Source organism: Thiobacillus thioparus DSM 505 (assembly GCF_000373385.1).
Lineage (GTDB): Bacteria > Pseudomonadota > Gammaproteobacteria > Burkholderiales > Thiobacillaceae > Thiobacillus > Thiobacillus thioparus.
Window position 1 is genome coordinate 54,729 of the sequence record NZ_KB891329.1, and the last position, 23,182, is coordinate 77,910.

Below are 23,182 nucleotides of genomic sequence, written 5' to 3' on the forward strand. Positions count from 1 at the left end.
GCCAATCGGTGCGCGGTTCCATTATCCGTGATCTCACGATCCCCTATTCGTCTGCCTCGATTGGTGTTGCCACAAGCGCAACAGGCCGTCGCAGGAAAAAACTAAATGACTACTGAAACTACCTTTGCCAGCCTTGAGCTGGCCGAACCCATTTTGCGTGCCATTGCCGATGCCGGCTACACCACGCCCACCCCGATCCAGGCGCAGGCGATCCCGCAGGTGCTGGCCGGCGGCGACCTGCTCGCTGCGGCTCAGACCGGTACCGGCAAGACCGCCGGCTTCACGCTGCCGATCCTGCATCATCTGTCGACGCGTGCCGCGCAGGCACCCAAACCGGGCCGGCCGCGCTGCCTGATCCTTGTGCCGACGCGCGAACTGGCCGCGCAAGTCGAGGAATCGGTCAAGACCTACGGCAAGTACCTGTCGCTCACCTCGATGGTGATGTTCGGCGGCGTCAACATCAATCCGCAGTTCAAGGCGCTGAAGTCGCGCGTGGACATCCTGGTGGCGACGCCGGGCCGCCTGCTCGATCACCTCGGGCAAAAGACGGTGGACCTGTCCGGCGTCGAAATCCTGGTGCTCGACGAAGCCGACCGCATGCTCGACATGGGCTTCATCCGCGACATCAAGAAAGTGCTCGCCGTGCTGCCGAAGCAGCGCCAGAACCTGCTGTTCTCGGCGACCTTCTCCGACGAGATCCGGACGCTGGCCAACGGGCTGCTGCACAACCCGAAGAGCGTCGAAGTCGCACGCCGCAACACCACGGTCGAGATCATCGAGCAGTCGATGCACCGGGTGCCGCAGGCGCACAAGCGGGACTTGCTGACGCATTTGATCAAGCGCCACGACTGGCAGCAGGTGCTGGTGTTCACCCGGACCAAGCACGGTGCCAACAAGCTGGCCGAGAAGCTGATCAAGGACGGCATCACCGCCGCCGCGATCCACGGCAACAAGAGCCAGTCGGCGCGTACCAAGGCGCTGGCGAATTTCAAGGATGGCAGCGTACGCGTGCTGGTGGCCACCGACATCGCCGCACGCGGCATCGACATCGATCAGCTGCCGCAGGTGGTGAATTTCGAGTTGCCCAACGTGCCGGAAGACTACGTGCACCGCATCGGTCGCACTGGCCGCGCCGGCACCACCGGCTCGGCATTGTCGCTGGTGGACGACGAGGAAATCGGCTATCTGCGTGATATCGAAAAGTTGATCAAGCGTTCGATCGTGCGCGTCGAAGTCGAAGGTTTCACCCCACCGCCCAAATCCGAATTGATGTCCGACGAACGCCCGCCGCGCCCGCCGCAGGGGCGCGGCGGGCAACGCCAGGGACAGAACGCCGGGCAGCGTCCCGGTCAGGGCGCCAGGCAGACGCAGCCGGGTAACCGCAGTGCGTCGGGCCGCACACCACAGGGAACGCCTGCCGCAGGTAGCGCAAAACCCGCCGCCCGACCCGCGCCCAACCGGGCCGCACCGAATAATCAGTCGCAGCCGCGCAAACCGCGTCCGCAGGCAGCCCTGTTCTCGGCCAAACCCGGTTCGCGCGGGCATTGATCGGGCTTGAGCGGCTTGGGCCGGGCTGGGACAATCGTCGTCATGGATACGCTCGCCAGCTACGACGAACTGCCCTACGACAGCCTGCCCCTGCCTGAAACCCAGCCGGATTTCCTCGCTGCGGTTGCGAAACTGCATGGCTTCGATGCGCCCGATCCGGCGCAGGCACGCATTCTCGAGCTCGGATGCGCCTCCGGCGGCAACCTGATCCCCTTGGCGTGGCGTTGTCCTGGGTCCGAATGCGTGGGCGTGGAATTGTCGCGCGTGCAGGCAGAGGCGGGGGCCGATTTCATTCGCCATCTGGGACTGTCCAATATCCGCATCGTGCATGGCGACCTTGCCGCGCTGCCTGCTGATCTGGGCGAATTCGATTACATCATCGCGCATGGTGTGTTTTCCTGGGTGCCGCCGGCGATTCAGCGTGCATTGCTCGACGTGTGCCGGTGCCATCTGGCGCCGCATGGCGTGGCCTATGTCAGTTTCAACGTCACGGCGGGCTGGACGCGATTGATGCCCCTGCGCACGGCGCTGATCGAGCGTACTGCGGCCGACCTGGCTGCACCTGAGCGTTTTGCGGAAGCCCGGCGTGTATTGGCCGACCTGGAGGCCGAATGGACTGATCCGGTTCTGCTGAAGGAAATCGCTTATCTGAAATCAGCTGCCCCGTCTTACCTGTTTCATGAATATCTTGCTGAATTCAACACGCCAACGCGGTTTGCCGAATTCGCGACGCAACTCGATGACCATGGGCTGCGCTACGTCGGCGAAGCCGGGCCGCGCCACGCGGTGGTCGAGCTCGAGGATGCCTGGGGCCTGATCCCCGAAAGCATGGCCGGCCGCTGGCTGGATGCCGAGGCGGCGCTCGACGAGGCACACGCCATCCGTTTCCGCCGTGCATTGATCGCGCGCGCCGATGCGCCATGCGCCCAGCCGCCTCAGGCCGACGCACTGCGCCAACTGGCATTTCATGCGGATCTACGTAGCGATGACGAAATCGATCTCGAGGCGATGGGCGAACAGGCTTTCGTCAACCCGGCAGGCGGCGCATACCCAGTCGCCCACCCTGCAATGAAGGCGGCGGCAATGATCCTGTCGGCCGCCTATCCTGCCGCACTGACTTATCCGGAACTGCTGGCGTCCACCAAACACGCGATGACCGACTATGACGCCGCCGGGGACTTCGACGAGGCGGCGTTTCGGAATGCCTTGTTTCCGTTGGTAATGGCGCATGGCGTGACGCCCAGCGTGGATACGATGCCGTCCGCGACCGAACCGATCGATCGGCCCCGCGCGCACGCCCTGGCGCGATTGCAGGCAACCTCACCCGGCTGGACGGTGAGCGGTGCGCGTCATGTGGCACTGGAGCTCGATGCGCCTGGGCGTATTCTGCTGAGCCTGCTGGATGGCAACCGCACGCTGGACGAACTCGCGATCGTTCTCCGGAATGTGTTGACCGATGTGGGATATGAACAGACACCGGAAACCGTCCAGGCAATGACACACCGGATGGTATGGCTGTTTGCGCGCCAGGGCTTGCTGACGGAACCACCCGGGTCGCCCGGGCCGCAATAATTCAACGAGGCGCCTGCCAGCAGTTGTTGCCGACCTGGACGGTCATGGAGAGTTGTTCGCTGTTGGCGTACAGGACGTATTTGAGTCCCAGATAATCCGAGCCTTTGCGCCAGAACATCGCCAGCAGGTTCTTCTCTCCGCTGGCGACGACGCTGGTGTAGGGAATGACCTTGAGCGGGTTGCCGTACAGGTTGGAATAGTTTGATGCGATGGTGACGAAGTTGCGGAAATCCGGTTCGACTTCCTGGTCGAATTCCACCAGCCTGTCGTTGCAGAACGTGAACAGAAAACGGCGGCCGCCCGGATTATTGGGTAGGTCGTAGGCAAACAGCCCGTCGTTTCCGACCGGCACGGTCTTGTCGAAATTCCAGGTTTTCAGGGCCTGCTCGACCTCGCTGCGGCTCATGCCGTTTTTGAATTCGCCGACCTCCCAGGCCTGGACGGGCAGGGCGAGCAGCAATCCGGCAAACAGGCAGAACGTTTTCGTTTTGATGGTCATGGTATGCAAGGAGGCAGGCAGGGGCATAGCATACCGCAGCGCCGCGAAGTCACTTGCCGCTGACGGCGCCAAAGACCTTTTTCAGCAGGTCGCTGCCGGCCTGCATCGGGTTGGCGCGAATGGCCGCTTCTTTTTCCCCGATCAGGGTATAGAGCCGGTCGAGCGCCTGCTGCGTGACGTACTGCTCGACATTGGCCTGTTTCTTGTCGAGCAGATTGAATTGCGCCACCATGCCGGCATACTGGTTGTACTGCTGGGCCAGGCCGACTTTGTCGGTGTTCGCCTTGACGATGGGCTCGAAGCGTTCGGCGAGCTTGGCCTCCGTTTTCCTGCGGAAGAAATCAGTGGCCGAGGTCTGGCCGCCCGTGAGGATGCCCTTGGCGTCTTCCAATGTCATTTCCTTCACTGCCCCGACCAGCAGGGTCTTGGCTTCCGGTACGGCGGCTTCCGCTGCGCGGTTCATCGACAGCACCAGGTCGTCCGCCTGCTTGCCCATGCCGAACATGCGCATGGCTTTTTCGGCTTTCTGCAGACTGGGCGGCAGTGGGATTTTCAGGGCGGCGTTGCCGAAGAAGCCGTCTTTCTGGCCGAGCTGGGCGACGGCGGCGTCGGCGCCGCGGGTCAGCGCTTCCTTCAATCCGGCGTTGATGTCGGCATTGGAGAGCGCGTCGACGCTGCTGGTTGTGGCGGTCTCGCTGGCAGGTTGGCGGGTTATGCCCTTTAGAATTCCGCTCCAGTCGAAGGCATAGGCAGGCAGGCTCAGCGCAAGGCCGGCTGCCAGCATGATCCAGCGCTTTGAAATCAGTGCAGCCATGATGCGTCTCCTGGGGCGTGTCGGGTTACAGCACTTCTGCGGCATAGTCGGCCAGACGCGAACGCTCACCCCGCTGCAAGGTGACATGGCCGTTATGCGGCCAGCCCTTGAAATGGTCCACCACGTAGGTGAGGCCGGAACTGCCTTCGGTGAGGTAGGGTGTGTCGATCTGGGAGATATTGCCCAGGCACACCACCTTGGTGCCGGGGCCGGCGCGGGTGATCAGCGTCTTCATCTGCTTGGGCGTGAGGTTTTGCGCTTCGTCGATGATGAGGAACTTGTTAAGAAAGGTGCGGCCGCGCATGAAGTTCAGCGACTTGACCTTGATGCGCGAACGGATCAGGTCCTGCGTGGCAGCGCGTCCCCATTCGCCGGCATCGTCGTCGCTCTTGTTCAGTACGTCGAGGTTGTCTTCCAATGCGCCCATCCACGGCGTCATTTTCTCTTCCTCGGTCCCGGGCAGGAAACCGATGTCCTCGCCGACCGGGACGGTCACGCGAGTCATGATGATTTCGGTGTAGATCTTCTTGTCGAGCACCTGGGCCAGGCCGGCGGCCAGCGTGAGCAAGGTCTTGCCGGTGCCAGCCTGGCCGAGCAGGGTGACGAAGTCGATCTCGGGATCCATCAGTACGTTGAGTGCAAAGTTCTGCTCGCGGTTGCGCGAGGTAATACCCCAGACGTTGTTCTTGTGGTGGCTGAAGTCGCGCACCGTGACCATCTCGGCCTGCTTGCCCTCGACCTTCAGTACCTTCGCATAGAGCGGGTTGGGGCCTTCCTGGAAGACGAATTCGTTCGGCAGCAGGCTGGTGACCAGCGGTCCCTTGATGCGGTAGTAGGTTTGGCCGTTGGCTTGCCACGATTCCATGCCTTTGCCGTGCGTGTCCCAGAAGTTGGCGGGCAGCTCGCGCAGGCCGGCGTAGAGCAGGTCGGTGTCTTCCAGCACCTTGTCGTTGAAGTAATCCTCGGCAGGCAGACCCAGCGCACGCGCCTTGATGCGCATGTTGATGTCTTTCGACACCAGGATGACCTGCCGCTTGGGATAGTGGCGCGACAGGAATAGCACGACGCCGAGGATCTGGTTGTCGACCTTGCTGGTCGGCAGGCTCAGCGGGATGTCGCCGGTGATCGCCTGGGTCTGCAGGAACAGCCGGCCGGTGGCGGCGTTATGGCTATGCGGCGCGAGCGGCACGCCTTCCTCGATGCTGTCGAGCTTGCTGACGATCTCGTCGAGAAAACGGCTGGCCTGGCGGGCGTTGCGCGATACCTCGTTCATGCCCTTTTTGTGCTGGTCGAGTTCCTCCAAGGTTGCGATCGGCACATAGACGTCGTGTTCTTCGAAGCGATACAGGCTGGTGGGGTCGTGCATCAGCACGTTGGTATCCAATACGAACAACTTGGTCAGAGTGGCGGCTTTTCTCGGCATGTCGATTTCGTTGCTAAGTGAGGACAGGAATGCATTCATCCTACCTCAAGCCGGAGCCTGCTTGTCCAGTCAAAAATTAAACGCAGGCTCTGCCGGTCCGCGCGAATGGGATGCCGTAATTCTCAGTAGAATGTTCGGCTCTCCAGCTCGGAACCTCGAGAGGAACATGATGCGCGAACTTATCTGTGCAACGACGCCCATGCGATCCGGATGGACATCGGGCCGACCTGCCATCGCGCTTCTGCTGGTCTGGTTGTGGTCGCAGCCGCTTTGCGCCGAGGTCACAGCGCACATTTTGTTGCAGGATTCGCCCCTTGCGGGGTTCCAGTACCATGCAGGGAGGGCGCTGTGGTCGCAGATGCGGGTGGGCGATGCGCTAGCCCTGGTACGCGAACCGGACAATTCCCACGATGCCGGGGCGGTGCGGGTGGAATGGCAGGGCCACAAGATCGGCTATGTGCCGCGTCGCGAGAATTCCGATGTGGCGCGTCTGCTCGACCGGGGACAGGTACTGGAGGCACGCATTGTTCGTTTGTCCGATGTGCGCGACCCGTGGTCGCGGGTGCGCTTCGAAATCCTGATACCCGTTCAACCCGCTGCCGGGCAGGACTCGCCATGAAACGTCTGATTGTCTGCTGCAACCGGTAAAATCGCACGGATGAAATTGCTTGTCCTCGATACCTCCACCGAATGGTGTTCGGCTGCGCTGTGGCTGGACGGCCATGTCCAGGCGCGCCGGATACTGGCCGAACAGCGGCACAGCAGCTTGCTGCTGCCAATGGTGGACGACCTTCTGCGCGAATCGGCGATAGCCCTGCGCCAACTTGACGGCATCGCCTATGGCGCCGGCCCCGGCTCGTTTACGGGCCTCAGGATCGCCTGTGCGGTGACGCAGGGGCTGGCATTGGGCGCCGACCTGCCGGTGGTGGGCGTCTCCACGCTGGAATCGATCGCCGAACAGGCGGGCGCGGAGCAGGTGTTGACCGTACTTGACGCGCGCATGGCCGAGGTCTACTGGGCGGCCTACCGGAGAGATGGCGTCGACTGGCACACGGTGAGCGAGCCGCAGCTGGCGCTGCCCGAATCGGTGGCGGTGCCGGAAGGGGGCGACTGGGTCGGCGCCAGCAATGGCTTCGTCGCATTGGGCAACGTGTTGCGTCCGCGTCTGGCCGCGCGTCTGGCGCGCATCGACGACACGCTGATGCCCGATGCCGCCGCGATGGCGCCGCTCGCCGCCCGTGCATTCGAACGTGGCGAGCGGCAGGATGCGGCGCTGGCCGCGCCGATCTATCTGCGTGACAAAGTGGCGCTGACAGTGGACGAGCGTCGCGCGAGGTGCTCTGCATGAGTGCTGTCTTCGAAATTGCCCACCACCTGCGGCCGATGACCGAGGCCGACCTGCCACGCATCCACAGGATCGAACTCGCAAGCTACGAGTACCCGTGGAGCCCGGGCAATTTCGCCGACTCGCTGAGCGCCGGCTACAGCATGTGGGTGCGCGAGGCCGAGGGTGAAATCATCGGCTACTACGCATTGATGGTCGCAGCGGGCGAGGCGCATCTGCTCAACCTTACCATCGCCCCGATCTGGCGCCGGCATGGTCTCGGCCGCGACCTGCTCGAGCACTGTCTGGCGCGGGCCTGCGACCACAAGGCCGCAAGTCTGTTTCTCGAGGTGCGAACCTCCAATGCCGCCGCCATCGCGCTATACCATGGCAGCGGTTTCGTCGATCTGGCGGTGCGCCGGGGCTACTACCCGGCCCGCAACGGCCGCGAGGATGCACTCATCATGAAGAAGGATCTGGCATGCTGAGCCGTGACGACGTGTTCAGCGAACTGGGTATCGGCCCCGCCTGGCGGTTGCGTGAAACGCTTCCTGCTTCCCGCGCACCACTTGTTGCGCCTCAGTCGCCGTCCTACACCTGGGACCAGCTGGCCGACGCTGTCGCGCATTGCACCGCCTGCAAGCTCTCCGCCACGCGCACACAGGGCGTATTGGGCGTCGGCGACCGCAACGCGGACTGGCTCATCATCGGCGAAGCGCCCGGGGCGGATGAAGACCGGATAGGCGAGCCGTTCGTCGGCCAGGCGGGCAAGCTGCTCGACGCCATGCTGGCTTCGATCGGCCTTCGGCGCGGCGACAACGTCTACATCGCCAACGTGCTGAAATCGCGCCCGCCCGGCAACCGCAATCCCGAGCCGGACGAAGTGGCCGCGTGCCGGCCCTACCTGCTGGCGCAGATCGAACTCATCCGGCCGAAGCTCATCCTCGCGCTGGGGCGTTTTGCCGCGCAAAGCCTGCTCGACACCGACGAGGCGATCAGCCGCCTGCGCGGCCGCGTGCACCAGTTCCAGAATGTGCCGCTGGTGGTGACCTATCATCCGGCCTACCTGCTGCGCAACCTGCCCGACAAGGCGCGCGCCTGGGAAGATCTGTGCCTGGCCCGACGCACGATGCAGGCCCTCGTCACAGCTTAACCGCTCACCGCTCACGACTTACTACTCACCCACAATGAAACTTCTGCATTCCGCGCTGCGTTTTCGCGTCAATTATTTTTCCGACCTTGGCCGCCATCAGGTGGTGATATGGATGCCCGGCGACACGCCGCCCGTCGATGCCCAGGTCGATGTCGGGCCGAAGATCGAGCACGAGGTGCCGAACGAGGTGTTCCGCAGCGACATCGCGCCGCTGAAACTGGGGCGTTTCTACCCATCGCAGCTGCTGCATGCCGACGACGCGCCCGCCCCGATGTTCCGGGTGACGAAGCTGAGCGAATCCAGCTTCGTCGCCAACTTCAGCCATCCGCTGCAAGGCCGCATCTTCAGCATCGACAGCGGCAAGAGCGACGTCTCGACCGAGCCGGTCGGCAAGGTGGAGCAACTGCTCGAATGGAGCGGCATGGAAACGCAGGTGCAGACACCGACCGATTTCGAGGGGCCGGATGCATTCAGCCGCGAGGACGAATTCCCCGATACCGAGTTTTACGCACTCGCCCGCAAGGTCACCCACGTCGACGCCGTCTGCGCGCGCCGCATCCAGGCGCTGTACCGCACCGTACTGCCAGAGAACGGGCGGGTGCTCGACCTGATGGCAGGCTGGCGCTCGCATCTGCCGGACACCGTGCAGTCGGCAGCCGGCCTGGGCCTCAATGCCGAGGAGCTCGACGACAACCCACAGCTCGCCGAGCGTATCGTGAAGGACATCAACGCCGATCCCGTACTGCCTTTCCCCGACGCCAGTTTTGACGCCGTGGTGTGCACGGTGTCGTTCGAATACCTGACGCAACCGCATAAGATCGTTGCCGAAGCCAGACGGGTCTTGAAGCCGGGCGGCATGTTCGTGGTGACGTTGTCGCACCGCTATTTTCCACCCAAGGTGATCCGGTTGTGGACGCAGCTGCATCCGATGGAGCGCATGGCCTGGGTCGGCACGCTGATCAAGCAGGCCGGCTTCAAGAAGGTGGAAACCTATGTCGAGCGCGGACTCAGGCGTCCCAAGGACGACCGCTATGCCGACAAGCTGACGGAATCCGACCCTTTGTTTGCCACGTGGGGCGTGGCGTAGACTGCATCATTGAAACAATCCTTCAACCTGGGAGACGACGATGTTCAAATGGCTCAATGCGTTCAAATGGATGCTTGCAGGATGCATGGCGCTGGCCTTGTCCGGCTGCGGCTACAACACGCTGCAAAGTTCCGATGAAGAGATCAAGGCCACCTGGGCCGAGGTGCTGAACCAATACCAGCGCCGCGCCGATCTGGTGCCGAACCTGGTCAATGTGGTGAAAGGTTATGCGGCGCACGAGAAGGATGTGTTCATCAGCGTCACCGAGGCCCGCGCCCGCGTGGGATCGATCCAGGCAACCCCCGATCTGATCAACGACGAAGCCGCGTTCCAGAAGTTCATCGCTGCACAGGGCGAACTCACCGGCGCGCTCTCGCGCCTGCTGCTCGTTGCCGAGAACTATCCCCAGCTCAAGGCAGATGGCCTGTTCCGTGATCTGCAGGCACAGCTCGAAGGCACCGAGAACCGCATCACGGTCGCGCGCAATCGCTACATCGCCGCCGTGAAGACCTATAACGTCACGGTGCGCTCCTTCCCGTCCAATTTGACGGCGATGATGTTCGGCTACAAAACCAAGCCGACCTTCACGGTGGAAAACGAAAAGGCCATCGCCATACCGCCCAAGGTCGATTTTGGTACGTCCGCTCCGGCCCCCTCGGCTACACCTGCGCCCGCTGCGCCTGCGCCCGCTGCGCCTGCGCCCGCTGCGCCTGCGGGTGCTTACTGATCCCCGGATGACCCGGCTGCTCCGGACGCATGCGATCTTTCACGGGCTTCAGTCCGTAGAAAGTCGGAGTTCCCTTGTGAGGCGCCTCGCGTTCGGTCTTCTGCTTGCGCTTGTCGCGCTGACCACGTGGGCGCAGGTGGCAGTGCCCGAGCTGTCGCGCCGCGTGACGGACCTGACTGCCACGCTCAGCGCCGGACAAGTCGCCGCGCTTGAAAACAAGCTGGCCGCCTTCGAAGCCCAGAAGGGCAGCCAGATCGCGGTGCTGATCGTGCCCACGACGCAGCCGGAAGATATTGCCCAGTTTGGCATCCGCGTGGCCGATCAATGGAAGGTTGGCCGCAAGAAAGTTGACGACGGGGTGATCCTGATTGTTGCCAAGGACGACCGCACATTGCGACTGGAAGTCGGCTATGGGCTCGAAGGTGCGATCCCCGACGCGATTGCCAAGCGCGTGATTGCCGAAACCATCACCCCCTATTTCAAGGCGGGCGATTTCAATGGTGGCATCGATGCTGGCGTGCAGCAGGTGATGCAACTGATCGAAGGCGAACCCTTGCCGCCGCCCAGCGCATCCGGCCAAAGCGAGGGAGACGGCGTATTCGTCATGCTGATCGTCGGCGGTATGGTCGCGGGCTGGTTGCTCGCCACCTTGATGAGCCGCCCGGCAGCGGGTGGCATCGCCGCACTGGGCAGTGGCGTGGCCGGTGCCTTCCTGCTGGGATTGACCCCCTTGCTGCTGTTCATCGTCGTGTTCGTGTTTGCCGGCGTGGCCACGGGATTCCGCCACGGTGGCGGCTGGTCGAGCGGCGGTGGTGGATGGGGCGGCGGCGGGTTCGGCGGCGGCTCGTGGGGCGGCGGAGGTGGTGGGTTTGGCGGAGGAGGCGCATCAGGCTCATGGTGAATGTCAAACGCTGGCTCAAGCATCTGTTCATGCCGCCTTGGGCATGGCGACGCGCATTCCCGCGCACCACGCTCGATGCGATCGAGTCGGCGATCCGGGAATCGGAAACGCGCCATGGCGGTGAAATCCGTTTCGCCATCGAGAACAGTCTGCCGGCTTTCTGGGTCTGGCGCGGCATGACGGGACGCAAGCGCGCGCTCGAGGCGTTTTCCTTCCTGCGCGTGTGGGATACCGAACACAACAGCGGCGTGCTGGTGTATCTGCTGCTGGCTGACCGCGACATCGAAATCATTGCGGACCGCGGCATAGCCGCGCGAGTGGATCCGGCAGCCTGGGGCGTGGTGGCCGAGGCCATGGAAGCGGATTTCAGACGGGGCGAATTCGAGCATGGCGTGCTGGAAGGCGTCCGGCAGATCAGCACGCTGCTGGCTGCGCATTTCCCGCCCGGGAAGCGTAATCCGGACGAACTGCCGGACCGGCCCGTGATTGTGCCCAGTGGATACAAGTGAGGAGACGAGATGCAGGCGCGATGAGCGTGGTGAAATCGCAGGCTCCGGAGCGTACCGGCCAGGCCTGATCCGGCCGTCAGTGGACGACGTCGTGGCGATGGCGTAGCCAGACCGTCGCCATCACTGCGCTGATGAACAGGCCGAATACCAGGACGATGGTGTGGATGTGCCAGTCGGCACGCACCATCAGGGCGTAGGCGCCGGTCAGTAGCAGAATGCTGATGTTCTCGTTGAAATTCTGCTGGGCGATGGAATGGCCTGCCCCCATCAACAGATGTCCGCGGTGTTGCAGCAGGGCATTCATCGGCACCACGAAATAGCCTGCCAGCACGCCCGCCAGGGTGAGCAGGAACACGGCGGGGATCAGGCTTTCCACCCAGATCAGGGCGATCGGCACGAAGCCGAGGAGGATGCCGGCCGGGAGCACGCTGATGGCACGCTGCAGGCGGACGAATTTTCCTGCCAGGATCGAGCCGATGGCAATACCGAACGCTGACGCGGCGGTGAGCTGGGTGGCCTGGTCGAGGCCGTATTTCAGATTGAGCGCGGCCCAGGCGATGATGAGCAGACGCAGCGTGGCGCCGACGCCCCAGAACAGGGTGGTGACGGCGAGCGACACCTGGCCGAGGGGGTCGCGCCACAGGAGAAGAAAGCTGTGTCCGAAGTCATGCAGGATATACAACGGCGAACGATTGGGCAGTTTGTGGTCGATCGGCAGACGCGGGATGAACAGATTGATGAACGCGGCGCCGAGGTAGAGCCCGGTGATGACGACGATGGCAAATTTGGGCGCGATGACGGCTGCAGAGAGCCCGGCGGTCGCCAGGATGCGCTCGGCAAAATGCGGGTTGATGAGCGCGCCGCCAATGATGGCGCCGAGCACGATGGCGGCGACCGTGGTGCCTTCCATCCAGCTGTTGGCGACAATGAGTTTCTCGCTAGGCAACAACTCGGTGAGGATGCCGTACTTGGCAGGCGAATACATGGCGGCACCGATGCCGACAATGGCATAGGCCAGCAAGGGATGCAGCCCGGCCAGCATGGTCAGGCAGCCCGCGAATTTGAGCGTGTTGGCGATGAGCATGACGCGCCCCTTGGGGAGCGCATCCGCGAACGGGCCCACCAACGGGGCCAGCACGATATAGGCAATGACGAAAACTGTCTGCAGCAGCGGCGAATACCATTCGGGCGCCGAGGAGAAAACCAGCAGGCCGATCGCAGAGAACAGCAGGGCATTGTCGGCCAAAGCGGACAGGAACTGCGCAAGCAGGATGGTGTAAAACGCGCGATTCAACTGGGGCGGCCTGGACTACGATCGGCGCAATGCCCTGCCGGCCCGGAGGGGAGGGGCGCAGGAAAGTTCAACTGTTACAACAGCTTGATTATGGGATGGTTTCAACACGGACGGGTTTGTGGTTGAATAAAAATCTTTTCTGACCCAAGGACGGGATTTAATGGCCGACCGCAGACTACAAGTATTCTACACCGTCGCCAAGCAGCTCAGCTTTACCAAGGCCGCCGATATTCTGTACATGACGCAGCCCGCGGTGACCTTCCAGGTCAAGCAGTTGGAAGAACATTTCAACACCCGCTTGTTCGAGCGCAGCCATGGAAAGATTTCGCTGACCCCGGCGGGCGATCTGGTACTGGGCTATGCCGAGCGCATTTTGGCTTTGACCGGCGAGATGGAAGCGCGCGTGGGCGAGTTGACCGGACAGGTGACGGGCCCCCTGATGATCGGTGCATCCACCACCATTGCCGAATACCAGCTGCCACGCATTCTGGGCGAATTCAAGGAACGTTTCCCGCAGGTCCAGGCGCGTCTCACAGTGGCCAATTCGGAAACGGTGGCGGCGAAAGTGGCCGATCATTCGCTCGACGTCGGACTGATCGAGGCGCCTTCTCACAATCCCAACCTGACCACGCTGGCCTGCTGCGAAGACGAACTGGTGATGATTTGTTCGCCGAATCATGCGCTGGCTTCGCGTTCGAGCGTGAACGCGCACGACATCTCCGCGCAGCCTTACGTGTCCCGCGAACACGGTTCGGGCACGCGGGAAGTGGTGGATGACTTCTTCAAAGACAATGGCGTCAATCCGGACGATCTGCATATTGAAATGGAATTGGGCAGCCGCGAGGCGATCAAGGGGGCAGTTGAGGCCAATCTCGGCGTGGCCATCATGTCGGCATCCACCGTCACCAAGGAGATCCAGCTCGGCACGCTCGCTGCGATTCCCTTGAAGCCCAGGCTGACGCGCGAACTTTCCATGGTGTATGCACCGGAAAAATTCCGCAGCAAGCTGCTCGACGCCTTCATCAGCTTCGTCGAAAACAAGTTTCAGCAGTGCAATGTCGATGTCGTTCCGATGAAACGGCCGGTCAAGGGGCGCAACCGCTGATGCGCGACAGCAAGCGTCTCGTGTCGCTATTCCGCTTGCTGTCGGAATCGCGGCAGCAGGCCTTGCTGGATTACGCGGAGTTCCTGGCTGACAAGGAAGGTGCCGAAACCGCCAGCGCACCCCCAGCAGAGCCGCTTCCGATTCCGCGGCCCGAGCAGGAAAATGTGGTCAAGGCAATCCAGCGCCTGATGCAGACTTACCCGATGCTGGAACGCAATCAGATATTTCATGAAGCCTCAGCGCAGATGACGCGTCATCTGGTGCACGGCGTAGCAGCCGTCGAGGCGATTGATGAACTGGAACGGATTTTTGCGCGCCAGTATCAACAGCATCTCGACGCCTTGAAGAAGGACCCGCAGCCGTCCTGACGTTGCGCAGGCTTTAGCCGGGCAGCAGGCTTCCGCATTGCCAGCAACTCAGGAAATTGCCGGGATTGCGCTCGCCGCAGTGCGGGCAAATCTTTTCCGCACCGGGCTTCACGTTCAGAAAATCCGCCAATACCTCGCGCGCCTGGCATTCCCGGGTGTCGTCCTCGACCCACACTTCGGGTTGGGCCTGGAGGAAGGGAACCTCGCCCAGCGCGCCCGCGGCGTTGGCATTGAAGATGTGGCTGGCGATGCCGAGGCTGGACAGGGCGTCGACGACCAGTTGGGCATCGAGCAGGGTGGGGGCGATGTGGACCCGTTTCATCGACGGGCGAATACAGGTGTTACGCCTTGCGGCGGATGCGCACGATCAGATCGATGCCTTCGGTCACCATGCCGGGTGGCAGCGGCGGCAGGCCGGAAATCTGTATATGCTCGGCGTCGATGTCGGACAGCTTGCCGCTGTCGACCTCATAGAGATGATGGTGCGGGTCGGTGTTGGGGTCGAAGAACACCTTGCTGGGATCGACGATGACTTCGCGCACCAGGCCTTTTTCCAGGAACAGCTTGAGCGTGTTGTAGACCGTGGCCTTGGAGGTTTCGGAGTGGCGGGTGTTGACGATCGCCATCACCTGATCGGCCGAGAGGTGCTCCTGACGCGAAAACAGCGCGTGCGCAATCTCGATCCGCTGGTGGGTCGGATTGATGTCGTGGCTGCGCAAAAGGCCGGCCATATTGTCGCGCGTGTAATGCATGCGCCTTATGATAAACACCAATCTGGACTTTGTCTAATTCCCGGAATGGGTATGACCAGCATCTGGAAAGGCCCGCCCGCGCGCGGCGCGGCGCCAAAACCGGTACAATCCCAACCAGTCTTCCACCCTTATTTTGTGAAGCAGGAATCCTGTGGTTACCCTCACCCGCCTCGACAGCACCGAGCCTGATTTCCAGGCACGCCTTGCCCGTCTGTTGCAATTCGACGATGCGGCCGACGCCGCCATCGAGCAGACGGTTGCCGCCATACTGCACGACGTGAAAACGCGGGGCGATGCGGCCGTGCTCGAATATACCGAACGCTTCGACCGCCTGCCGGCGGCCTCGGTCGTCAGCCTGGAGCTGAATGCTGCGCAATTGCGGACCGCACTCGAAGCCCTGCCGGCCGACACGTGCCAGGCGTTGGAGGCCGCAGCGGATCGCGTACGCCGCTATCACGAGAAGCAGCTCCAGGGTTCGTGGACTTATACCGAGGATGACGGCACCGTACTGGGGCAGAAAGTGACGCCGCTCGATCGCGTCGGACTGTATGTGCCGGGCGGCAAAGCCGCCTATCCGTCGTCAGTGCTGATGAACGCGATTCCGGCCAAGGTGGCAGGCGTCGGCGAACTCATCATGGTGGTACCGACCCCGGGCGGTGAGCACAACCAGCTGGTACTGGCCGCTGCCGCGATCGCAGGGGTTGATCGTGTGTTCACCATCGGTGGCGCGCAGGCCGTGGCGGCGCTGGCCTACGGCACCCAAACCGTGCCGCAGGTCGACAAGATCGTCGGCCCGGGCAACGCCTACGTGGCAGCGGCCAAGCGCCGCGTGTTCGGTACGGTGGGCATCGACATGATCGCCGGCCCGTCCGAAATCCTCGTCATTGCTGACGGCAACACGCCGCCGGAATGGGTGGCGATGGACTTATTTTCCCAAGCCGAACACGACGAGATGGCGCAGTCGATCCTGCTGTCGCCGGATGCGGCCTACCTCGATGCGGTGGCGGCGGCAATCAACCAATTGATTGGAGAAATGCCGCGTAGCGAAGTGATCCGCACTTCGCTCACCAATCGCGGGGCGCTGATCAAGACGCGCGACCTCGACGACGCGGTGGCGATTTCGAATACGATCGCGCCAGAACACTTGGAACTGTCGGTGGCGGATCCCGATGCGCTGCTGCCCACGCTGCGCCACGCCGGCGCGATCTTCATGGGAAAAAATACCTGCGAGGCGCTGGGCGATTACTGCGCCGGACCGAACCACGTACTGCCAACCTCGCGCACCGCGCGCTTCTCGTCCCCGCTGGGCGTGTACGATTTCCAGAAGCGCAGCAGCCTGATCCATGTGTCGCAGGCCGGCGCGCAGACACTCGGGCGGATCGCCGCCACGCTTGCCTATGGCGAAGGCCTGCAGGCGCACGCGCGCTCGGCCGAGTATCGTCTGGTCCATAAATGAGCCCGCTGCTTCCATGAGTCGTTATTGGAGCGCCGTGGTGCACGGCCTGACGCCCTATGTGCCGGGCGAGCAGCCGAAGCTGGCCAATCTGGTCAAGCTCAACACCAACGAGAATCCCTACGGCCCCAGCCCGAAGGTGCTCGACGCCGTGCGCGCGGAAGCGGCCGACACGCTGCGTCTCTATCCCGACCCTGGCTCGGACCGGCTTCGAGCCGGCATCGCGGCGTATCATGGCGTGGCGGCCGACCAGGTGTTCGTCGGCAACGGTTCCGACGAGGTGCTGGCGCATGCGTTCATGGCGCTGCTGAAGCACGGCCAGCCGATCCTGTTTCCCGACATCAGCTATAGCTTCTACCCCGTGTATTGCGGGCTGTACGAGATCGCCTACCGGCAGATTCCGCTGACGGACACATTCGAGATCAGGATCGACGATTATCTCGCGCCCAACGGCGGAGTGATTTTCCCCAATCCCAATGCTCCGACCGGACGTTTGCTGCCGCTGAGCGAGATCGAGCGTCTGCTGGCAGGCAATCCGGACTCGGTGGTGGTGATCGACGAAGCCTACATCGATTTCGGCGGCGAGTCGGCAGTGAGACTGGTGGCCCGTTATCCGCAGTTGCTGGTCGTCCGCACACTGTCCAAATCGCATGCCCTGGCCGGCCTGCGTGTCGGCTATGCCATCGGCCAGACACATCTGATCGAGGCGCTCAACCGGGTGAAAGACAGCTTCAACTCCTATCCGCTCGATCGCTTCGCCCAGGCAGGGGCTTTGGCTTCGATGGAAGACCATGCCTATTTCGAGTCCATTTGCGCCAAAGTGGTGGCGACGCGCACCCGGCTGGTGGCCGGTATGGAAGCCCTGGGTTTCCAGGTGCTGCCCTCGGCCGCCAACTTCATCTTCGCTCGCCATCCTGCCCAGGACGGCGCTGCATTGGCTGCCGCACTGCGCGAGCGCAGCATCATCGTGCGGCATTTCCGGAATCCGACCCGTATTGCGCCGTTTTTACGCATCACGATCGGCACCGATTCGCAATGCGACGCACTGCTTGTCGCGTTGAAAGCCATTGTGAACTGCTAGAATTCTTCTACAGCCTTATTTTCCGACGCCATGCGCACCGCACAAGTCACTCGCAATACCCTCGAAACCCAGATCGCGGTCAGTCTCAATCTCGACGGTACGGGCGTATCCAACCTCGATACCGGCGTGCCGTTTCTCGATCACATGCTCGACCAGATCGCGCGTCATGGCCTGATCGACCTGGATGTCCAGGCCAAGGGTGATCTGCATATCGATGCCCACCACACGGTGGAAGATACGGGCATCACCCTGGGACAAGCCTTCGCCCAGGCGCTCGGCGACAAGAAAGGCATCCGCCGCTATGGCCATGCCTACGTGCCGCTGGATGAAGCACTCTCGCGTGTGGTGATCGACCTGTCCGGTCGGCCAGGGCTGGAATACCACGTCGACTACACGCGTGCGCGCATCGGCGAATTCGACGTCGACCTGTTCCTCGAGTTCTTCCGCGGCTTCATCAACCACGCGGGTGTCACGCTGCACATCGACAACCTGCGCGGGATCAACGCACACCATCAGGCCGAGACGATCTTCAAGGCCTTCGGCCGTGCGCTGCGGATGGCGATGGAAGCCGACGCACGCATGGGCGACATACTGCCCTCGACAAAAGGCGCACTATGATCGCAACGCGAATCCTGGAGGTTGGGCAGTGAGCGTCGATATCGCCGTCATCGACTATGGCATGGGCAACCTGCGTTCGGTCTCCAAGGCCATCGAGCACGTCGCGCCGTCGGCCAGCGTGGCGGTGACGTCCGATCCGGCGGTGATCGCGGCAGCCGGACGCGTGGTGTTTCCCGGACAGGGCGCGGCGCCCGACTGCATGCGCGAAATCGATGCGCGCGGCCTGCGTCAGGTGATCATCGACGCCGCCCGCGGCAAGCCCTTCCTGGGGATATGCATGGGCATGCAGGTGCTGTTCGAGCACAGCGAGGAAGGCGATACCGCCTGCCTTGGCATCCTGCCCGGCACGGTGCAGCGATTCCCGCACGAGGCGATGCATGACGATGCCGGTAACAAGCTCAAGGTCCCACACATGGGCTGGAACAATGTCCATCAGGCGATGCCGCATCCCTTGTGGACGGGGATCGAGGAGGGCGCGCGTTTCTATTTCGTCCACAGCTATTTTGTGCAGCCGACCGCGCCCGATGTGATCGCGGGGTTTTCGCACTACCCGTTTCCGTTTACCTGCGCGGTGGCGTCGGAGAACATCTTTGCAGTCCAGTTTCATCCGGAAAAGAGTCAGAATGATGGCTTGACGCTACTGGGCAATTTTGTAACCTGGAATCCGGGCGAGCGCGATACCGCCTGCGATATGTCCGGCGCAGCCTGCGCCTAATTTTCTCCCGTACGACCCTGCTGATCAGCCATGTTAATTATTCCTGCGATCGACCTTAAAGACGGCCACTGCGTGCGCCTGGAACAAGGCGAAATGGACAAGGCCACTGTGTTTTCCGAAGACCCGGCCGCCACGGCACGCCACTGGAAGGAGCAGGGCGCGCGGCGCCTGCATCTGGTCGACCTGAACGGCGCATTTGCCGGCAAGCCGGTCAACGATGCGGCGATTCGTTCGATCGTCGCTGCGGTGGGGGATGAAATGCCGGTGCAACTCGGCGGCGGCATTCGTGACCTCGCCACCATCGAGCGCTATCTCGACGATGGTGTGCGCTACGTTATCATCGGTACGGCCGCGGTGAAAAATCCCGGCTTCCTGCACGAGGCCTGCGATGCTTTCCCCGGGCACGTGATGGTCGGGCTGGATGCCAAGGATGGCAAGATCGCCGTCGAAGGCTGGTCCAAGATCACCGGCCACGATGTGATCGATCTGGCCAAGCGTTTCGAGGGCTACGGCGTCGAGGCCGTCATCTATACCGACATTGGGCGCGACGGCATGCTCACTGGGGTGAACGTGGACGCCACCCAGCGGCTGGCGCAGGCGCTGTCGATTCCGGTCATCGCCAGCGGCGGCGTGACCAACCTCGACGACGTCCGGGCACTCTCCGCCGTGGCCAAGGACGGCATCATCGGCGCGATCACCGGACGTGCAATCTATCAGGGTACGCTCGACTTCGCCGAGGCGCAGAAGCTTGCCGATGAACTGGCTGGCGGCGTGTTCGGAGTCTGACCTGAGGACTGACCATGCTGGCAAAGCGCATCATTCCCTGTCTCGACGTCACCAACGGCCGCGTAGTCAAGGGCGTCAATTTCGTCGAGTTGAAGGATGCCGGCGACCCGGTCGAAATCGCCCGCCGTTATAACGAGGCGGGCGCCGACGAACTGACCTTTCTCGACATCACTGCATCGTCCGACAACCGGGACCTGATCCTGCACATCATCGAGGCGGTCGCTTCGGAAGTGTTTATTCCGCTGACGGTGGGCGGCGGAGTGCGCGCAGTCGGGGACGTGCAGCGTCTGCTCAACGCTGGTGCCGACAAGGTCAGCATCAATACTTCCGCGGTCACCAACCCACAACTGGTGAAGGATGCGGCCGACCGTTACGGCAGCCAGTGCATTGTGGTGGCGATCGACGCCAAGCGCGCCGGCGATCACTGGGAAATCTTCACCCACGGCGGTCGCACGGCCACCGGGCTGGACGCGGTCGAGTGGGCAAAGAAAATGGAAAGCCTGGGTGCGGGCGAACTGCTGCTTACCTCGATGGATCGCGACGGAACAAAAAGCGGCTTCGACTTGGAACTCACGCGCGCGATTTCCGAGGCGGTCGACATCCCCATCATCGCGAGCGGCGGCGTCGGCACGCTGCAGCATCTGGTCGATGGTGTGAAGGAAGGCCGGGCCGATGCGGTGCTGGCGGCCAGCATCTTCCACTTCGGCGAATATGGAGTGGATGAGGCGAAGCGCTACATGAAACAGCACGGTATCGAGGTGCGCCTGTGAACGACTGGCTCGATGCCGTCAAATGGGATGCGCAAGGGCTCGTTCCGGCGATCGCGCAGGACACCGCCAGCGGGGAAATCCTCATGGTGGCGTGGATGAACCGCGAGGCCCTGGAAGAAACGGCACGCACGCTGCGCGGAGTGTACTGGTCGCGTTCGCGCAACAAACTGTGGCGCAAGGGCGAAGAATCCGGCCATGTGCAGAACGTCAGTGAAATCCGCCTTGATTGCGATAACGATGTGGTGTTGCTCAAAATTGAACAGCTGGGCGGCATTGCCTGTCATACCGGGCGCCGCTCGTGCTTTTTCCAGAAGCTGGACAATGGCCACTGGGTGACGACTGCCCCGGTGCTGAAGAATCCCGACGAGATCTACCGCAAATGAGCGATATCCTCGACCGCCTGGCCGATACGCTGGAAGCGCGCAAGCAGGCGTCGCCCGACAGCTCCTACGTTGCCAAGCTCTACGCCAAGGGCACGGATGCCATCCTGAAAAAAATCGGCGAAGAAGCGACTGAGACCGTGATGGCGGCGAAGGACGGCCAGGCCGAAAAGATCATCTACGAAGTCGCCGATTTGTGGTTTCATACCCTGGTGTTGCTGGCGTACAAGGGATTGAAGCCGGCGGATGTGCTGAACGAACTGGCGCGTCGCGAAGGCTTGTCAGGACTGACCGAAAAAGCGAATCGACATGAGTGACTGCATTTTCTGCAAAATCGCGGCCGGACAATTGCCGAGCGGAAAGGTCTATGAAGACGACGATGTGCTGGCTTTTCACGACATCCATCCGTTCGCGCGGGTGCATTTCCTGATCATTCCGAAGGCGCACATCGCGGCCCTGTCCGATTGCTTGCCCGAGCATCAGGCGCTCCTGGGCAAGATGTTGTTGCTGGCGCCGCGTCTGGCCAAGGAACAGGGGCTAGACACGGGCTTCAAGACCTTGATCAACACCGGACGCGGCGGTGGCCAGGAAGTGTTCCATATCCATGTTCACGTATTTGGCGGGGGCGATCCCGCCAGGAAAAGTTAAATTTAAAGGAGACATTCCATGGGCAGCTTTAGCATTTGGCACTGGTTGATCGTTCTGGTAATCGTGCTACTGATTTTCGGTACCAAAAAACTGCGCAACATCGGCAGCGATCTGGGCGGTGCGGTCAAGGGGTTCAAGGACGGCATGAAGGAAGATGCACCCAAATTGAGCGACAAGGATGAGACCGGGCATACCATCGATGCCGAAGTGAAGGACAAGCACCATTCCTAAGTGTGTGGCCTGGAAGGATCGGGCAATCCACCGCATCGATACCTTTCCTGCCCCGGAATCCTGACCCACAACACTTTCTATGTTCGATATCGGATTCTCTGAGCTTGTCGTCATCGGTGTGGTTGCGCTGATCGTCATCGGCCCCGAGCGGTTGCCCAAGGTCGCGCGTACGGCAGGGCATCTGTACGGCCGCTTGCAGCGTTATGTGTCGTCGGTCAAGTCGGATATCGGCCGCGAGATCCAGTTGGACGAGCTTCGCCGGGCCGGCCAGAGTTTCAAGGACTCGGTCGAGTCGGCGGCATCGGGTGTCGAACAGCAGGCCACCGTGGTCGACGATTTCCTGCGCAAGGAAGCGAACAACGTCACACAGGCTGTGACGGAGAGCGTGGCCAGTGTGGGATCGGTTCCCGTTGCGGAGCCCGCGATACCACAACAACGCGAAACCGAACATGCGCTGCAGCAGAGCCTGCCGCTGGATGAGCCAGACCAGAATACCGGACGTGCGGTGCCGGCTTCTACAGGGACGGCATCCAGCGAAAGCCCGGGTAAATCTGCATGAGCGATACCGAAGACACCTTTATCTCGCATCTCATCGAAATGCGGGACCGCCTGCTGCGCGCGGTGCTAGCAGTCGTGATCATCTTCGTCTGTCTCTTCCCGTGGGCACAAGATATCTACGCGCTGCTCGCCCGCCCGCTTCTGGCGGCCTTGCCCAAAGGCGGGCAGATGATCGCCACCGAAATCACCACGCCGTTTTTTGTACCGATGAAGGTCACCATGATGGCCGCCTTCCTGCTGGCCTTGCCGTGGGTGTTCTACCAGGCCTGGGCGTTCGTGGCGCCCGGGCTGTACCAGCACGAAAAACGCCTTGGGGTGCCGTTGGTCATCGCCAGCGTCATCCTGTTCGTGACGGGGATGGCGTTCGCCTATTTTCTGGTGTTTCCGCTCGTGTTCCATTTCATCGTCAGCGTCACGCCTACTGGCGTGGCAGTGATGACCGACATTGGCAAGTATCTCGATTTCGTGCTGACCATGTTCATGGCATTCGGCATTACGTTCGAGGTTCCCATTGCAGTGGTGCTGCTGGTCAAGATGGGCATGGTCTCGGTCGCCAAGCTGCGCGAAATCCGGCCATATGTCATTGTCGGTGCGTTTGTCATCGGGGCGATCTTCACCCCGCCTGATGTCATTTCGCAATTCATGCTGGCGACACCCCTGTGGGTGCTTTATGAACTGGGAATCATCGTCGCTGCCATGCTCACCAAGCCAAAACCCGAATCCGAGCCGGATTATTCCCCTATGTCCGATTCCGATATGGATGACGAATTCGATCGCATCGAGGCGGGGCAGGTCGATCCGGGAACTCACAAGCCAGACTGACGCACCACAAAAGGGCGCAACATTCCAAAATGCACTATTAGTGT

General features: G+C 62.1%; 30 protein-coding genes. 24 read left to right on the forward strand and 6 right to left on the reverse strand.

The features are described from left to right. The first annotated feature begins 105 nt into the window (after positions 1-105). Entirely contained in the window at positions 106-1,548 is a 1,443-nt protein-coding gene (locus B058_RS0111955; RefSeq protein WP_018508727.1) for a DEAD/DEAH box helicase, read from the forward strand. A 42-nt stretch (positions 1,549-1,590) separates the two neighbouring features. Continuing rightward, a complete protein-coding gene (locus tag B058_RS0111960; RefSeq protein WP_018508728.1) occupies positions 1,591-3,120 on the forward strand; it encodes a class I SAM-dependent methyltransferase in 1,530 nt (509 codons plus the stop codon). Between the two features lies 1 nt (position 3,121). Here the strand turns inward: B058_RS0111960 and B058_RS0111965 are convergent, their stop codons facing one another. Genes B058_RS0111965 through B058_RS0111975 form a run of 3 tightly spaced genes read right to left on the reverse strand, consistent with a single transcriptional unit; the run spans position 3,122 to position 5,856 of the window. Then, on the reverse strand, positions 3,122-3,619 hold the full coding sequence (locus tag B058_RS0111965) for a hypothetical protein (RefSeq protein WP_157265832.1): 498 nt from the start codon (positions 3,617-3,619) through the stop codon (positions 3,122-3,124). Between the two features lie 49 nt (positions 3,620-3,668). Beyond that, positions 3,669-4,433 (reverse strand): DUF4197 domain-containing protein, encoded by a 765-nt coding sequence (locus B058_RS0111970; RefSeq protein ID WP_018508730.1) that lies wholly within the window; start codon positions 4,431-4,433, stop codon positions 3,669-3,671. Between the two features lie 25 nt (positions 4,434-4,458). Further along, positions 4,459-5,856: a PhoH family protein gene (locus tag B058_RS0111975; RefSeq protein WP_040724430.1), complete on the reverse strand. Its 1,398-nt coding sequence runs from the start codon at positions 5,854-5,856 to the stop codon at positions 4,459-4,461. Positions 5,857-6,055: 199 nt separating this feature from the next. On the opposite strand from B058_RS0111975, the gene B058_RS0111980 reads away from it, so the two are divergent. The 8 genes from B058_RS0111980 (at position 6,056) to B058_RS0112015 (ending at position 11,557) form a co-directional block, all read left to right on the forward strand. Continuing rightward, complete coding sequence (locus B058_RS0111980) at positions 6,056-6,475, forward strand: HIRAN domain-containing protein (protein ID WP_018508732.1); 420 nt, start codon at positions 6,056-6,058, stop codon at positions 6,473-6,475. A gap of 39 nt (positions 6,476-6,514) precedes the next feature. Then, positions 6,515-7,204, forward strand: coding sequence for a tRNA (adenosine(37)-N6)-threonylcarbamoyltransferase complex dimerization subunit type 1 TsaB (gene tsaB, locus B058_RS0111985; RefSeq protein WP_018508733.1), 690 nt, complete (start codon positions 6,515-6,517; stop codon positions 7,202-7,204). Then, positions 7,201-7,668, forward strand: a complete 468-nt coding sequence (rimI, locus tag B058_RS0111990) for a ribosomal protein S18-alanine N-acetyltransferase (RefSeq protein ID WP_018508734.1) — start codon at positions 7,201-7,203, stop codon at positions 7,666-7,668. Before tsaB ends, rimI begins: the two co-directional genes overlap by 4 nt. Next, positions 7,662-8,333, forward strand: coding sequence for a uracil-DNA glycosylase (locus tag B058_RS0111995; protein ID WP_018508735.1), 672 nt, complete (start codon positions 7,662-7,664; stop codon positions 8,331-8,333). The genes rimI and B058_RS0111995 overlap by 7 nt, the downstream gene beginning before the upstream one ends. A gap of 34 nt (positions 8,334-8,367) precedes the next feature. Continuing rightward, the gene (locus B058_RS0112000; RefSeq protein WP_018508736.1) at positions 8,368-9,420 is read left to right on the forward strand and encodes a class I SAM-dependent methyltransferase; all 1,053 of its coding nucleotides are present in this window, start codon (positions 8,368-8,370) and stop codon (positions 9,418-9,420) included. A gap of 40 nt (positions 9,421-9,460) precedes the next feature. Then, positions 9,461-10,147, forward strand: a complete 687-nt coding sequence (locus B058_RS16915) for a LemA family protein (protein WP_018508737.1) — start codon at positions 9,461-9,463, stop codon at positions 10,145-10,147. A gap of 76 nt (positions 10,148-10,223) precedes the next feature. Further along, entirely contained in the window at positions 10,224-11,048 is an 825-nt protein-coding gene (locus B058_RS0112010; protein WP_018508738.1) for a TPM domain-containing protein, read from the forward strand. Further along, entirely contained in the window at positions 11,042-11,557 is a 516-nt protein-coding gene (locus tag B058_RS0112015) for a TPM domain-containing protein (protein ID WP_018508739.1), read from the forward strand. Before B058_RS0112010 ends, B058_RS0112015 begins: the two co-directional genes overlap by 7 nt. 76 nt (positions 11,558-11,633) lie before the next feature. On the opposite strand, the gene lplT is transcribed toward B058_RS0112015, so the two are convergent. Next, positions 11,634-12,851: a lysophospholipid transporter LplT gene (lplT, locus tag B058_RS0112020; protein WP_018508740.1), complete on the reverse strand. Its 1,218-nt coding sequence runs from the start codon at positions 12,849-12,851 to the stop codon at positions 11,634-11,636. 160 nt (positions 12,852-13,011) lie between these two features. Here lplT and B058_RS0112025 point away from each other — a divergent pair, with 160 nt between their 5' ends. Both B058_RS0112025 and B058_RS0112030 read left to right on the forward strand, forming a co-directional pair. Continuing rightward, on the forward strand, positions 13,012-13,956 hold the full coding sequence (locus B058_RS0112025; protein WP_018508741.1) for a LysR family transcriptional regulator: 945 nt from the start codon (positions 13,012-13,014) through the stop codon (positions 13,954-13,956). Beyond that, a complete protein-coding gene (locus B058_RS0112030) occupies positions 13,956-14,324 on the forward strand; it encodes a hypothetical protein (RefSeq protein ID WP_018508742.1) in 369 nt (122 codons plus the stop codon). Before B058_RS0112025 ends, B058_RS0112030 begins: the two co-directional genes overlap by 1 nt. A 13-nt stretch (positions 14,325-14,337) precedes the next feature. Here the strand turns inward: B058_RS0112030 and B058_RS0112035 are convergent, their stop codons facing one another. Then, positions 14,338-14,646: a putative signal transducing protein gene (locus B058_RS0112035; protein WP_018508743.1), complete on the reverse strand. Its 309-nt coding sequence runs from the start codon at positions 14,644-14,646 to the stop codon at positions 14,338-14,340. Between the two features lie 19 nt (positions 14,647-14,665). Then, complete coding sequence (locus B058_RS0112040) at positions 14,666-15,076, reverse strand: Fur family transcriptional regulator (RefSeq protein ID WP_018508744.1); 411 nt, start codon at positions 15,074-15,076, stop codon at positions 14,666-14,668. Positions 15,077-15,227: 151 nt separating this feature from the next. Between B058_RS0112040 and hisD the strand changes: the two genes are divergently transcribed. The 12 genes from hisD to tatC all read left to right on the forward strand — a co-directional run bounded on the left by hisD (position 15,228) and on the right by tatC (position 23,138). Beyond that, positions 15,228-16,532: a histidinol dehydrogenase gene (gene hisD, locus B058_RS0112045; protein WP_018508745.1), complete on the forward strand. Its 1,305-nt coding sequence runs from the start codon at positions 15,228-15,230 to the stop codon at positions 16,530-16,532. 13 nt (positions 16,533-16,545) lie between these two features. Then, positions 16,546-17,610 (forward strand): histidinol-phosphate transaminase, encoded by a 1,065-nt coding sequence (gene hisC, locus B058_RS0112050; RefSeq protein WP_018508746.1) that lies wholly within the window; start codon positions 16,546-16,548, stop codon positions 17,608-17,610. Positions 17,611-17,640: 30 nt separating this feature from the next. Further along, positions 17,641-18,228 (forward strand): imidazoleglycerol-phosphate dehydratase HisB, encoded by a 588-nt coding sequence (gene hisB, locus B058_RS0112055; RefSeq protein ID WP_018508747.1) that lies wholly within the window; start codon positions 17,641-17,643, stop codon positions 18,226-18,228. Between the two features lie 28 nt (positions 18,229-18,256). Further along, entirely contained in the window at positions 18,257-18,943 is a 687-nt protein-coding gene (gene hisH, locus B058_RS0112060; RefSeq protein ID WP_018508748.1) for an imidazole glycerol phosphate synthase subunit HisH, read from the forward strand. A gap of 30 nt (positions 18,944-18,973) precedes the next feature. After that, complete coding sequence (gene hisA, locus B058_RS0112065; protein WP_026240877.1) at positions 18,974-19,729, forward strand: 1-(5-phosphoribosyl)-5-[(5-phosphoribosylamino)methylideneamino]imidazole-4-carboxamide isomerase; 756 nt, start codon at positions 18,974-18,976, stop codon at positions 19,727-19,729. A gap of 14 nt (positions 19,730-19,743) precedes the next feature. Then, positions 19,744-20,499, forward strand: a complete 756-nt coding sequence (gene hisF, locus B058_RS0112070; protein WP_018508750.1) for an imidazole glycerol phosphate synthase subunit HisF — start codon at positions 19,744-19,746, stop codon at positions 20,497-20,499. Next, on the forward strand, positions 20,496-20,882 hold the full coding sequence (gene hisI, locus B058_RS0112075; RefSeq protein WP_018508751.1) for a phosphoribosyl-AMP cyclohydrolase: 387 nt from the start codon (positions 20,496-20,498) through the stop codon (positions 20,880-20,882). The genes hisF and hisI overlap by 4 nt, the downstream gene beginning before the upstream one ends. Continuing rightward, entirely contained in the window at positions 20,879-21,196 is a 318-nt protein-coding gene (locus B058_RS0112080) for a phosphoribosyl-ATP diphosphatase (protein WP_018508752.1), read from the forward strand. Before hisI ends, B058_RS0112080 begins: the two co-directional genes overlap by 4 nt. Further along, positions 21,189-21,527, forward strand: coding sequence for a histidine triad nucleotide-binding protein (locus B058_RS0112085; protein WP_018508753.1), 339 nt, complete (start codon positions 21,189-21,191; stop codon positions 21,525-21,527). Before B058_RS0112080 ends, B058_RS0112085 begins: the two co-directional genes overlap by 8 nt. Before the next feature lie 18 nt (positions 21,528-21,545). After that, positions 21,546-21,758, forward strand: a complete 213-nt coding sequence (gene tatA, locus B058_RS0112090; protein WP_018508754.1) for a Sec-independent protein translocase subunit TatA — start codon at positions 21,546-21,548, stop codon at positions 21,756-21,758. A 79-nt stretch (positions 21,759-21,837) separates the two neighbouring features. Continuing rightward, complete coding sequence (gene tatB, locus B058_RS0112095) at positions 21,838-22,317, forward strand: Sec-independent protein translocase protein TatB (RefSeq protein ID WP_018508755.1); 480 nt, start codon at positions 21,838-21,840, stop codon at positions 22,315-22,317. Next, positions 22,314-23,138: a twin-arginine translocase subunit TatC gene (tatC, locus tag B058_RS0112100; protein WP_018508756.1), complete on the forward strand. Its 825-nt coding sequence runs from the start codon at positions 22,314-22,316 to the stop codon at positions 23,136-23,138. Before tatB ends, tatC begins: the two co-directional genes overlap by 4 nt. Positions 23,139-23,182: the final 44 nt, after the last annotated feature.